We start from the raw sequence: 12,564 nt of genomic DNA on the forward strand, positions 1-12,564 counted from the left end.
TCAGAATAGACTTTTTAGGTTGAAGCATAAAACAATTAGGAGGGAAAAAATGTCAAAGTTACGAGTGGGATTGATCGGATTTGGGTCTTGGGTTAGAAAAGCATATCTACCAGCTTTGCAATACGATGGTCGCGCTGTTATCACTGCAGTGACGGCTGCAACGGAAAAAACAAGACAGCTTGCGGGAGAGATATTAGGTAATAATGTAGCTGCCTTTGATAGCTATGAAGATTTATTGAGTCATGGAGATTTTGATGCTGTAATGATAGCTGTTCCCGACAGTGTCCATCAAGCTGTTTTAACTGCTGCACTTCAAAGGGAGGTTGCGATATTCTATGAACCGCCGATCTCACATATACGGGGGCAGATTCCAATAATGATTAACCGTTTGCTTACTTCGTCTCAGGTTACTTATGCTCATCTTGAGTTGTGCTTTCATCCGGGTATTGAGCATGCTGTTAACTTGATTAAGAGTGATACAATTGGATTATTACATAATGTTGCTATAACATTGCATGCGGACTGGGGGCATTCGAGAGATTCGGATTTGTGTTTGATGAACCGTATGTCTTGTTGGTATGTGGATGTTTTAAACCGAATTATTGGTTCAATTCCAAAGCGTGTATTAGTGCTTGATGGGTATGGCTGTTCTGGCCGTATGCAGAATATAAGTACTGGAATTTATGATTATAATGGTATCTGGGGTATATTCAGGGCTAATGTAAGCAGTCCGGAAGGAGTGTCAATCATAATAGAAATCAGCGGTGATAAAGGAGATATTTATTTGAACTATTTTACGGGCGAACTTCGTTACCGTACCATGCAGCACCCGGAGTGGATTGTTGAATACATATCTCCATTAAAGCCCTATGCAGATTGGCCTGGGGTACGTGAGAACATTTCATCTTTCCTGGATTGCGTGATAAGTGGAGAGCCAAGCCAAGGAAATGCGCAAACTGTTGCACAATTAAATTTGATTGGACTCGCTTCAGATAAATCAATAGATACCAGAGGCTGGGTAGAGGTAGAAAAGATAAATTTAAGCAAATAATTTGATATTAAGATTACTCTCAAAGACGGTCCAAAAGAAGCTGCATTTTGCAATCAAGATAGTACTACCAGAAGCATTTTTCTTTTTACATCCGGGTGAATATTTCATCAATCGAAAGTTTCCATTCTAATATATTTGTCTGTAATGGAGAATTAGCATATCGGGTTCAAAAAAAGTAGGCAAGAATTCTGAAATGGTGTTTTGCAATGTTTAATAAAATAATTCTCCGACAAGGAGTCAATGGGTCTTGAAGGCATCTTTTTTGACCGTTCAAGGCATGTGGAGTCCATAGTCCTGTTGCAACGAAAAAACAGTTAAATTATTAAAGCAAGAAAATATAAATATAACGGAAGAGGATTGGAATCGTTTGGCACGAGGAATCAACGGTAGAAATGTTTCCATTCCTGTATAACATCTTTACTTAAGCAGATTAGACAATCAAATATTACTGATGAACTTTTTGAGAAATATCTTAAAACCAAAGCAATTGAAGCATATTTATTAGTTTTGGACTTTGTTCAAAAGAAAAGAAAAATTAGAACTAAAAAGGCTAAACAATAAAAGTCATAAAGCAGTAAAGGGAGCTATAAGCATTTTGGATAATTCATTTGGTAATCCTCCGATTATTTCTGAACTATCAAAGATGGTAGAGGTTGATAAAAAAACATTACAGTTTGCTTTTAAAGAAATTGTAGGACTTAGTATTCATAAGTACGTTCGTACATTAAAAATGCAAAAGGCGTTGTTGTTACTAGAAGATAAAAAGTTGAATATTGAAGATATATCAAAAGCTGTTGGTTATCAAAGCAAAATCCATTTTTATAGGGCGTTTGAGGAGGTGTTTTCAATAAAGCCATCGGAGATGAGAAAAATCCTGACATAGCAGTATAGAATATTTTGAAACAAGAACTAGACTCTCTGTAAATACTCAGTTGTTCAACATTGGCAGTACGTTATTTGTTAAGACTAGAGTATTGCGAAATGTATTTATATAATCTTACTGTTGCTTTGACTCTAAATATCTAAATACATTATATGTTGATAAAAACCTTAAGCAACATGGCTTGATTCAGGCTTTTTCAAGAACAAACCGTGTACTGAGAGAAGCGAGAAAACAATATGTCTTGCTTACCGATCCGCAGAAAATCTCATCTGTATGCTTTATGAATGCGATGAGCGTTCAAAGTACATAATCAAGGCAAACGTGAAAGCTTTTCTTGAGGCACAGAACAAAGGAAAAGTTTTTAAGTTCTGTGTCCTCACGCACTCTAATTCTTGTATTATTTTTGCAGATAGGGCATAGTAACCACTTTTTTGTATTCATGCTTCACTTTCCATAGAGTAGTTATTTTTATTTTTTATTCTTAAGAGGATATATTAGATTTGATAATATCGTGACCCCTCCTGCAGATGCTGTTCCAATCGCCCACGGAATTTTACCTACAAATAGCTGAAAAGCTCCTGTCAACAACAAGCCGATGCCGATATAGGCACCGATTGTCCGTCCGATTTTATCAACTCTTGGCGAGGGTGTTCGCACTTTTTCTGTTTTTTCTAAAAGTGTTTGTGTAAATTCTAAGGGTCTCTCTATTGCTTTTCTTGTGACCTTAAAAAGTTTATCCTGCTTCATTTATTCTACCTCCATATGATTGATTTTGTGGGATAACGTAACAAATACCGCTAAAATAGCAAGCAAGGAAACACCTATAATCAGCAAGGAAATGGCAAAATTTCCTGCACTGCCAATCGCAATATTACCATAAATACCAGACAAAATAAATGAACTGATTAACGTAGCTGGTACGGACTTTTTAATAAACCCAATGCGCATAGCCAATAACCCGATTGCACTGACTGCAACTATAGAAACAACTATAGTGGCAACTGCTTTTATCAAGATGTCGCTCGTCATAGTATCCGATACAATGGGGGAGAACGATTCAGTAGCAGCGAAAACAAAAATAGGCAGTATCGTGCAGAGCAGCATGGATAGCACCACGAATGAGAAAACAATCAATATTTTTGCTGAAAATGCTTTTTTGCGACCCACGGGATAAGAAAAGAGTAATGCCAACCGTTTTCCAGAATACTCCTCAATAATCAGTTTTTCATACATGGATGCTGATAAAACACCAAAAATGAGAATACTCATTGCACCAGTAAATAGAAAGATGTTCTCATAGTTCATAAAGTCCACTTCTTGTTCCACCTGTGCCACATAAGCAATAAAGTAGGTGAATGCCAATAATACAAAACCGCTAATAGTGCTGCTGATGAGATAAGGGCGCAAATTGATACGCTGTAATTCTAAATTAATAAGTTTCACCATAGCTGATTTCCTCCATTCATGGTGGCAAAAAAATAATCCTCAAGACTGCCTTTGTGCTCTGCTTTAATTTGTGCCAAATTAGATTCACATACTATTTTTCCATCAACAATAACACCAATTGTATCTGCTATATGTTCAATTTCACTTAGGATATGACTGGATATTAGAATTGTCATACCGTTTTCTTTTGTAAGAATTAAAAACAATTCTCTCATCGCTTTAATTCCCATAGGGTCAAGTCCGTTAATCGGCTCATCTAAAATCAAAATTTTAGGCTGGTGAATCAATGCTCTGGCGATTCCAAGTCGCTGTCGCATACCTAGTGAGAACTTGGCAACAGTTTTTTCTCCAACATCAGATAGCCCTACCATTTGCAATGCTTTTTCAACCCCAAATCCAGAAGTATTCATATAGGCTAAGTGAATTTCTAAGTTTTTTCGTGCCGAAAGATGCTCATAAAAAGCAGGTGATTCAATTAAACTTCCTATTTGAGAAAGCATTCGGTCACGGTTCTTTAGCATAGCTGACCCCAATATTTCAGTACTGCCAGAATCGGGTATCAGCAAACCAGTCAGTAGCTTAAATATGGTGGTCTTTCCTGCACCATTTGCGCCAAGAAAGCCATAGATTGTACCCTGCTCGATACACATAGAACAATCCTTAATAACTTTATTATTGCCAAAGCACTTTACCAAATGATTTGTTTGAATTGCTATTTGTAAACACATATTTTCTCCTTGTAAAAAACCGACAGTCGGTCTTTAAAATGTGTTAAAAATGGACTGTTATAATAACAGCCATTTTGATTAAAAAGCTTTTAAAACATTCCAGTCTTGTCATACCCATTTGTAATGCTCACAATAAAGTCGCTATCAATTATATCTAATCCGAGCATACACATAACCGATTGCAGGTAGTATAAACGCTTTTGCGTTTCCTCTAAATTGCGCTCAAACAAAATTGGACTTGCCCAAAAATTTAAAAGCATTAAAAATATTTCTGCACATAATTTAGGCTGTGCAGTTTGTAAAGAGCCATCTTTTACCCCTTCTTCTATCAGCTGCGCTATAATAGGCGCATCTTTATTGACAGCATTTTGTAAGGCACCCATAACAAAAAATGGATCTTTTGCTTGTGAAGTCAAAACTGTATCAAACATATGAGTTTTCGTATTTGTAACCAGATGATAAAGAATTTTTTTCAACTTTTCCTTTGTGTTTGTTCCCTTAGTGTTTTGAACTAATTCTCGCAGCATATCAGCGGCGTACTGTGCTCGTTTTTCTCTCACAGCTTCTAAAATTTCTTCTTTTGACTTAAAATGGTGATATAGCCCACCTTTGGAAAGATTGAGAGCATTCAAAATATCCTGTATTGTGGTCTGCTCGTAGCCTTTTTCAACAAATAGCTTTATTGACGCATCAACTATTCTTTCCTGTGTTTGTTCTGGATATTTATTTCTTCCCATGGCACCTCCTATAAAAACCGACGGTTGGTCTATATATATTCTATCAATTCTTTATTCTTTTGTCAATCCCTATGTAGTTAATTCAAGAAAAAAGTGTGTTGGGTAAAACAACACACAGTAAGCGGAAGAAAGAAAATGTTGTTTTTGAAAAGCCGGTAAGGATGATAAAAAGTCGCTTAACAATGAACCAGGTCGATGGCAGTGATGTAGAACTGATTGAACGGAAATTGGAACGGTTGCAAAAGCTTTATTAATGAAAAGAAAATGGAAGGTACTATTAAAGGTGAAAAATATTCTTATATTGGAAAAGAAGCGCATTGTGTAGACTGCGGCTCTGAAATTTATGTCGCAGAGGTAAATAATTTTAATTTAAAAGCACTATATGATGCATATTGAGAAAAGAATAATATCGTATCACACAATATGATTAATACAAATGACATTAAAGGTTATGCTCAGAAAATGTTCGAACAGATGTAGAACGCTTAATTTAAATATATACAGACTTTCTTGTAAATTTAAATTTTGCTGGAAAGTCTGTTGTTTTTATATTTAGATTGGATTGTGGGTGAGTTCTTGTGGCGAAATATCCGAATGCCGATTATAGAAAACATCAATGATTCGGAAAAAGAAATGAAAGATCGAAGAATATTTTTGCAGGATATAAGAGGTATAGAACGTATGGATATGAAACCTGTTTCGAATTATGGGAGCACTAAATATAAAGCTCTAGGTAAAATTATTCCGCAATTTAACAATAAAACAATCTCAATATGCTTGTGGATCGAGCGGAAAGCGAATGAATGGCAGAGTTTTTAGTGTATTCGATGCTTCTCTGTTAAATAAAATAAAAAATCAGCAGACAGCGTTTGGCAGTCTGCTGACTTTTTTATATTCGATACATTTCATAAATTATCGAACAAATATTTCAATTAAGAGACACAACTGAATACAAATGGATATCTTAACTGCCGTTCACCACCGTATGTTCTTCATTTCACGATTTTTATTATTTTAAATGGAGGACAGTTCTATGGCTGATTATCGAAAGAAAATTAATTACCGGGATAAGTTATACACAACTTGGGATTCTACCTGCATATATGTTATTAAATTGCCATTGCAATTTCATATGCATCCCAAATAGCGCCCATTAGATTAGATACTTTTGAGGCGTCTCCTATTAAATGCACCTCTGCACCACAATCTTTTAATGCTTCATATAATGATTTATCGCTGATGTATCCAATACTTGTAATAATTGTGCCGGCATCTAATTCAACTGAGCTGCCGTTCTCCTCAAACTGAACACCATTGGATGTGATTGCGGTAACATTTACATTAGTATGAACACCAATGTTATGAGATAATACAAGATTTTGAAGCATTGTTTTATTAGCAGCATTTAAGCCTTTTACTTGTAAAATATCAGGAAGCATTTCAAGAATTTCAACATGTTTTCCTTTATCTTTTGTTAGGCTATATGCAATTTCAACTCCAGTAAGTCCACCGCCTATAACCACCACTTTATCACTGATTGGTTTTGTCTCCAATAATGCTTCCACTGCGGTTATAACTTTTTCTGAATCTGCTCCATCTATGGTCAGCTTTCTTGCAGTGGAGCCGGTTGCCACAAATACAGAATCTGGTTTAGCAGTTTTTATCGTGTTTTCATTTACCTCTGTGTTCATATGAACTGTTACACCGGTATCTTTAAGTTGTTTCACATACCATTGTATTAACTTTTTATCCTCATCTTTAAAACTCATAGAAGAAGCAGGAATGAAAACACCCCCAAGATTGTTCGTGCGTTCATATAAATCTACTTTGTGCCCTCTAAGCGCACTGATTCTTGCAGCTTCCATACCGCTAATACCGCCGCCGATGACCATAATATTCTTTTTAACATCAGCAGGTTTAATTTCATATTTACTTTCCATGCCAACTTGTGGATTAATTGCACATGAAGTGTTCTTTCCAGAGAAAAATCTCTCCAAACATCCTGCATGACATCCAATGCAAGGTCTGATATCGTCAAAGTTTTCAGCTTGTACTTTATGTGGCCATTCAGGGTCAGCAAGTAATGCCCGTCCAACAGAAATAGCATCTATACTTCCATTTGCAACAGCCTCGGTTGATATTTCAGGATCGTCCATTTTACCTGCACATATAACAGGAATATCAACAAATTGTTTTATATATTGAGCATCTGCCAAGTTACATGCTTTCGGCATATATACGGGCGGGTGTGCGAAATACCATGATTCATATGTGCCATTGTCTGCATCTAAAGCATCATAACCGGCGCCTTGAAGAATTTTTGCTATTTTGGCACTTTCTTCTAGGTCGCGGCCATATTCTACAAAATTTTCCCCGGGAAGGGCTCCTTTATCAATACCCAATCCTTTCATATAGCTTTTAACGCTATATCTTATTAAAACCGGAAAATCTTTACCGCATTTTTTCTTTATTGCTTGTACTGTTTCTGTGGCATAGCGAAGTCTGTTCTCTAAGCTTCCGCCATATTGGTCTGTACGGCGATTGGTACATTCCATAGAAAATTGATCCATTAAGTATCCTTCATGAAGCGCATGAACTTCTACCCCGTCAAATCCCGCCTGTTTTGCAATATAAGCACCATTAGCATAAGATTGTATAAGAAATTGAACTTCTTCTGTTGTTAATGCTCGATGCATCATTTCAGGATGCCAAACATTTGGATTTTCTGAAGAAGAAATAGGGTCATTGTCTATAAAAAAACCATCTTTACGGTTTCTGCCGGCCCCGTTTGCTATTTGAAGTACAATTTTAGCACCATACTTATGGACTTCGTCAGTAAGCTTTTTGTTGGATTCAATATAAGAATCACCTGCTGTAGCCAATGTGGCATGCATTGCATCCAGTTTATTCTGACATGCGATACCTGTTGTTACAATTAGTCCTACTCCTCCTTTTGCACGTGCAACGTATAAATCGACAGCATCTTGATTAAAACTTCCGTCAGGATTTTTTGCATGTAATCCCATTGGAGCCATGGCTATTCTGTTTTTTACTTTCATTGTACCTATTTTCATAGGCTGAAATAATGCATCAATTTTACCTTTCATAAAAAGTACCTCTCTCTTATAGAATAGAATTTTGTTACCGTGGTATACTTTTATTGTATACCACGGTATACAATATGTCAATGTTTTAACAAATATAAATTTTAAAATTTGGATAAGTATGATATAATTGTAATAGAACAATCTTTTTTCAAGTCATAAAATAAATAACGCTTAAAAGTACCCTCACATTACGTTTTGAGTCTTGAGCGTAGCAAAGGAATGGAATAAATATGATAGAAAATATAAAACACACAATTTTGGATAAAGCTATTAAACTTTTTAAAGAAAATGGGTTTGATAATGTAACTATTAATGAAATATGTGAATGCTGCAATATTACAAAGAGGACATTTTACTATCATTATGATTCGAAGAAAACTCTACTTTTAGATTATTTTTCTTTAGTTGATGAAGATATAGAAACTACTTTAAAGGATATAGATAATGAAACAAAATGGCTTGATAAATGTTGGAAAGTAAAACAAATTCATGTAAATGGAATTGCAAATTTGAATCCGGACATATTAAAAAATTTAATTAAAATCGACATGGAACAACAAAATAATATGTTCAGCTTTAGGTTAAATGATTATGATCCGAATTTGAAAAGATTGCGACAAATGGTTCTTGAATATACGCGTAAAGCCCAAGAAACAGGGGAGATTGACGCTGATACTTCTGCGGAAGATTTATCATATTGTTTTGCATCTGCATTTTTGGGATTAGCTGTAAACTGGAGTTCAACAGGAGGAAACTTTGATTTGGTAGAAGCATCAAAGAAATATTTCGATTTAATATATAAAAAAACATCAATTCCTAAACATTGAACATCTTAGCTTATAGTAATTCATTCATAATATTAAAAGGAGCAATCAAAGATGTTCTCCGAAACCCGAAAAAAAGCATTGGAGTAATAGGATTAATTTAAATCTATAACGAAAGTAATTCTGCTTCTATGATAGCCAAGCAGGCAAGCATTGCATCTATGGATTTCCCAAAGAAACGATCCACCGGAGCATAACAGCTTATCGAGATAAATACCCCTGAGCATCCGGGTCATCCTCCCATCGAAGTCAAATTGTTGCTTCGAACTCGGAGAAGATATACAATGTGTATCAGAAAAAATCGGATACAGCAGAGCCAGTATTTATACTTGGCGCAGAAAGTATATTCATAAAGGGGCGGTTGCACTTATAAATACCGGTGATGATCCTTGGGGCAGTTTGTCGTTACTGTTCACTCCCCTGCAAAAAACAGCAGTTCCGCGAACAATAACACGCTTCGCGATGCACACAAAACGCGAAAACAGCGTTCCTACGCTGCAATTCCCCGGTTTTCTGTGACAATACACTCACAAAAAACACGTCGAGTTTATGCCTGTGAACAGTAACATTTTGTCCCCCTACTGAAACTTATAAAGTAATTCATTCATAATATTTTTTTAAGTCAGTCGGTAAACTTTTATAAACATTCTCTGCGATAATCTCAGGACTTACTTTCATATCATCCAGCACCCAATCTATCTGCATATAGGTAACTCCGTGCCAAAAAAGCTGCAATTGTAACAATAGATTTTCATCAAGTCTTTTATAACCGATATGTTCTTTAGCATAATCCATCTGTAAATTGAAATAACAATTTTTAAATGAGTTTGGGCCTTCGAGAGTTATGGCATTTTTATAAAAAGCTTTGTGTCTTGTCATTTTGGTTAATGTTAGTACAAAACATTCTTTAATATCCTTATTCTTAGAAAATGCAGCCAATGACTCTTTTGCATTATACTTATGAAACCAAAATATTAAGTCATATTTATCAATGAAGTGCTTATAGAAGGTTTGACGTGTCATGCTGCAATTTCTCATGATTTCAGTAATGCTTATTCGCTCTATGGGCTTGCTTTGCAACTGCTGTTCTAACGCCTCAACGATCATAAGCTTTGTTTCATCGTGATCTTTCACTTTCTTCGCTCCTCTAGATTTGATTAATATTTTCCTAATTGAGAAATCCCACAATCCTTAGAATCATTGGCTTTTCATCTTTTACATATTTTTATTTGGATATAGTATAGCATAGGCGGTTGATTTATGCAAATTTACAAATGTATGATAATGCATCATTTTATGACGACATTATATCCTATATGTGAATTGAAAAACTCTGTTAATTTAATATCATTTAATTAAGGCTTCATGCTTCTTTCTTAGCTTTTGTTTACCTTGCTTCTACTGATATTTTAAGTAGCACAAAATTATATATTTTATAAACAAGGCTTATTAAAGGAACTATTATTATAAAACGTAAGAAAAGGAGAAACAGAATGAACTTTGAAAAAACATTCAGTCCTATGTATATAGGCAAAATGATGGTCAAGAACCGTTTGGTAATGCCTCCGATGGGTTCCTGTCTGTACGAAGAATTAGGTAAGATATCCGATGCAACAATTAATTATTATGCTGCACGTGCACGTGGAGGGTTCGGCTTAATCTTTGTTGAAGTTGCCGCAGTGGAACGAGATGGGCTGGCTATTCCCGAAGAAATCGATATTTCAGTAGATGAAGCCATTCCGGGTTTAAGGAAACTGGCATCAGCTATCAAACACTACGGTTCCAGAGCGTGCATTCAGCTTCATCACGCCGGCCGTCAGACCAACTCTCAGTTGTCGCATGGCATGCAGGTTATATCGTCTTCTCCGATACCGTGTCCTATTTTCAGGAATACTCCCAAAGAAATGACAACAGAAGAAGTATACGTTATGATAGACAAATTTATTGCAGCGGCTGTACGTGCTAAAAAAGCTGGTTTCGATATGGTAGAAGTTCATTGTGCTCACGGTTATTTGGCAGCAGAGTTTTTAAGTGGGCGTTATAATAAGCGCATTGATGAGTTTGGCGGCGATATCTATAGCAGAACTTTATTTGTCAAACTGATTGTGGAGGGGATAAAAAGAGAGTGCGGTGCGGATTTTCCGGTATCTGTACGTATGAGCTCAAATGAATACTTAAGAGGAGGCTATAAAGAAAATGAAGCAGTAGTTATAGCAACATTACTTGAGTCCTACGGTGTTGATGCGCTTCATCTTTCCGCAGGCACCTACGGTGCTTACGAATACATTTTACCAACAGCATCCCAGCCGCCGGCATGGAATATTGAAGCAGCAAAGTTATTCAAACAGGCTTTGAATATACCTGTAATCACAGTTGGACGTTACAACCAGCCCCATGTCATTGAATACGCTCTGCAAAGGGGCGATGCAGACTTCATCGCATTAGGGCGCCAGTCTGTTGCTGATCCGGAGTTCCCGAACAAAATGTTTTCAAACGAACTTATGGAAATTCATCCTTGTATTAGCTGCGGTCAGCGCTGTCTTTCCAATCATGCAGGCCCTGCGACTGGAGTTGCCGACTGGGCAGGTGGCGACTATGGAATGAGTTGTCTCCAAAACCCGTTATCAAATGATATGCCTCAAAATCGTATTATTGAGACGAAAGACCCCCAAAATGTAATGATCGTTGGTGCAGGACCGGCAGGTTTAGAAGCTGCATGGATTGCAGCAGCAAGGGGTCACAAGGTATCATTATTTGAAAAAAATCCACGTAACCGTGCAGGCGGTCAATATCTGATTGCTTCTTATCCTCCAAATAAACAGGATATCACACGCGTTATTAAGCATTATCTATATATGTGTGAAAAATACAGTGTCGATATGCACTTTGACACTGAAGTAAATATTGATTTAATCCAGCAAATCAAACCCGACGTGCTTATAATAGCGACAGGTGGTACGCCCTTGATACCGCGTATCCCGGGCATTGAGGGTAAAAATGTCAAGATTGCTACAGATGTACTTCTTGGCAAGCAAAACGTTGACGGTAAGATACTAGTATTAGGAGGCGGACTTGTAGGTCTTGAATCTGCAATGTACTGTGCAGATTATTGCGAAAATATTACCGTAGTTGAAATGATGCCAAAACTTATCCCAACTCTCCCCAATGCTACGAGAGTAAGCCTGCTGAAGGAAATTAAGAAAGAAGAAATTGAAATTCTCACAAACACTAAAGTGCTTGAGTTGTTTGAGAACAGCGCGCTTGTAGAAAAAGACGGTGAACAAATTGAACTCAAAGGGTTTGATCATATCGTCGTTGCACTCGGTGTGCGTTCAAACAAATGTCTCGGTGATGATGTCAGCGGTCTGGCACCTGTTGTTGAGGTTATTGGTGATGCGTCCAAAACGCGTACCGCAGTGGAAGCAATCTATGAAGGGGCAAAGGTTGCGTTGCGAATTTAGCAAGTAATCGTTCTGTAAAAAATAACATACAATCACAGGGTCGCAAAATGGAATGGCTTATTCGATGACAGAATTGTTGATAAGACTTCAATTTTGAGTTCTTATCTAAAAAGAATTTCTGTGAATGAAGAATCTGGTGTACTCGGCATCAGTTAAATAAGCTGAGTGGTTTTAAAAATCACCCATTTAAAGTAGAAACAAACAAGAATTATTTGAGTTGATGCAGAGTATTGAATAGGGCGGAATCTTGATTCCTTTATTAGCGAGACCCAAGCCAGAAGGTATATTATTGAACTTTATGTAACAAAGTGGTATATTAGTCCATGT

At 36.6% G+C, this 12,564-nt stretch carries 14 protein-coding genes and 1 pseudogene; 7 read left to right on the plus strand and 8 right to left on the minus strand.

Annotated elements, in window-relative coordinates; all coding sequences use genetic code 11:
• Positions 1 to 49: 49 nt before the first annotated feature.
• The 3 genes and pseudogenes from RBU59_RS22775 to RBU59_RS28880 form a co-directional block, all read left to right on the plus strand.
• Positions 50 to 1,051, plus strand: coding sequence for a Gfo/Idh/MocA family protein (locus RBU59_RS22775; protein ID WP_308144765.1), 1,002 nt, complete (start codon positions 50 to 52; stop codon positions 1,049 to 1,051).
• A gap of 595 nt (positions 1,052 to 1,646) precedes the next feature.
• Positions 1,647 to 1,934, plus strand: a complete 288-nt coding sequence (locus tag RBU59_RS22780) for a helix-turn-helix domain-containing protein (protein ID WP_308144766.1) — start codon at positions 1,647 to 1,649, stop codon at positions 1,932 to 1,934.
• 124 nt (positions 1,935 to 2,058) lie between these two features.
• Positions 2,059 to 2,163, plus strand: a pseudogene (locus RBU59_RS28880) (type I restriction enzyme subunit R domain-containing protein); the annotation flags it as partial.
• 68 nt (positions 2,164 to 2,231) lie between these two features.
• Here RBU59_RS28880 and RBU59_RS28885 read toward each other — a convergent pair.
• The 5 genes from RBU59_RS28885 to RBU59_RS22805 all read right to left on the minus strand — a co-directional run bounded on the left by RBU59_RS28885 (position 2,232) and on the right by RBU59_RS22805 (position 4,845).
• Positions 2,232 to 2,375 (minus strand): cysteine-rich KTR domain-containing protein, encoded by a 144-nt coding sequence (locus tag RBU59_RS28885; RefSeq protein ID WP_308144767.1) that lies wholly within the window; start codon positions 2,373 to 2,375, stop codon positions 2,232 to 2,234.
• A gap of 27 nt (positions 2,376 to 2,402) precedes the next feature.
• Positions 2,403 to 2,681 carry a hypothetical protein gene (locus RBU59_RS22790; protein WP_308144768.1) on the minus strand — a complete coding sequence of 93 codons (279 nt, stop codon included), beginning with the start codon at positions 2,679 to 2,681 and terminating at the stop codon, positions 2,403 to 2,405.
• Positions 2,682 to 3,380, minus strand: a complete 699-nt coding sequence (locus tag RBU59_RS22795; RefSeq protein ID WP_308144769.1) for an ABC transporter permease — start codon at positions 3,378 to 3,380, stop codon at positions 2,682 to 2,684.
• Entirely contained in the window at positions 3,374 to 4,108 is a 735-nt protein-coding gene (locus tag RBU59_RS22800) for an ABC transporter ATP-binding protein (protein WP_308144770.1), read from the minus strand. Before RBU59_RS22800 ends, RBU59_RS22795 begins: the two co-directional genes overlap by 7 nt.
• Positions 4,109 to 4,197: 89 nt before the next feature.
• Positions 4,198 to 4,845 carry a TetR/AcrR family transcriptional regulator gene (locus RBU59_RS22805; RefSeq protein WP_308144771.1) on the minus strand — a complete coding sequence of 216 codons (648 nt, stop codon included), beginning with the start codon at positions 4,843 to 4,845 and terminating at the stop codon, positions 4,198 to 4,200.
• 98 nt (positions 4,846 to 4,943) lie between these two features.
• Here RBU59_RS22805 and RBU59_RS22810 point away from each other — a divergent pair, with 98 nt between their 5' ends.
• Together RBU59_RS22810 and RBU59_RS22815 are read left to right on the plus strand one after the other, a co-directional pair.
• The gene (locus RBU59_RS22810) at positions 4,944 to 5,099 is read left to right on the plus strand and encodes a hypothetical protein (protein WP_308144772.1); all 156 of its coding nucleotides are present in this window, start codon (positions 4,944 to 4,946) and stop codon (positions 5,097 to 5,099) included.
• Positions 5,100 to 5,439: 340 nt separating this feature from the next.
• On the plus strand, positions 5,440 to 5,664 hold the full coding sequence (locus tag RBU59_RS22815; protein ID WP_308144773.1) for a hypothetical protein: 225 nt from the start codon (positions 5,440 to 5,442) through the stop codon (positions 5,662 to 5,664).
• A 290-nt stretch (positions 5,665 to 5,954) separates the two neighbouring features.
• Here RBU59_RS22815 and RBU59_RS22820 read toward each other — a convergent pair whose 3' ends face one another.
• On the minus strand, positions 5,955 to 7,952 hold the full coding sequence (locus tag RBU59_RS22820) for an oxidoreductase (RefSeq protein ID WP_308144774.1): 1,998 nt from the start codon (positions 7,950 to 7,952) through the stop codon (positions 5,955 to 5,957).
• A gap of 230 nt (positions 7,953 to 8,182) precedes the next feature.
• Here RBU59_RS22820 and RBU59_RS22825 point away from each other — a divergent pair, with 230 nt between their 5' ends.
• A complete protein-coding gene (locus RBU59_RS22825; RefSeq protein ID WP_308144775.1) occupies positions 8,183 to 8,779 on the plus strand; it encodes a TetR/AcrR family transcriptional regulator in 597 nt (198 codons plus the stop codon).
• Positions 8,780 to 8,871: 92 nt separating this feature from the next.
• Here RBU59_RS22825 and RBU59_RS22830 read toward each other — a convergent pair whose 3' ends face one another.
• Together RBU59_RS22830 and RBU59_RS22835 are read right to left on the minus strand one after the other, a co-directional pair.
• Entirely contained in the window at positions 8,872 to 9,003 is a 132-nt protein-coding gene (locus tag RBU59_RS22830; RefSeq protein ID WP_308144776.1) for a hypothetical protein, read from the minus strand.
• A 373-nt stretch (positions 9,004 to 9,376) separates the two neighbouring features.
• Positions 9,377 to 9,910, minus strand: coding sequence for a TetR/AcrR family transcriptional regulator C-terminal domain-containing protein (locus tag RBU59_RS22835; protein WP_308144777.1), 534 nt, complete (start codon positions 9,908 to 9,910; stop codon positions 9,377 to 9,379).
• A 359-nt stretch (positions 9,911 to 10,269) separates the two neighbouring features.
• On the opposite strand from RBU59_RS22835, the gene RBU59_RS22840 reads away from it, so the two are divergent.
• Positions 10,270 to 12,237 carry an oxidoreductase gene (locus RBU59_RS22840; RefSeq protein ID WP_308144778.1) on the plus strand — a complete coding sequence of 656 codons (1,968 nt, stop codon included), beginning with the start codon at positions 10,270 to 10,272 and terminating at the stop codon, positions 12,235 to 12,237.
• Positions 12,238 to 12,564 lie beyond the last annotated feature (327 nt).

Source organism: Anaerocolumna sp. MB42-C2 (genome assembly GCF_030913705.1).
In the GTDB taxonomy this organism is placed as follows: domain Bacteria; phylum Bacillota; class Clostridia; order Lachnospirales; family Lachnospiraceae; genus Anaerocolumna.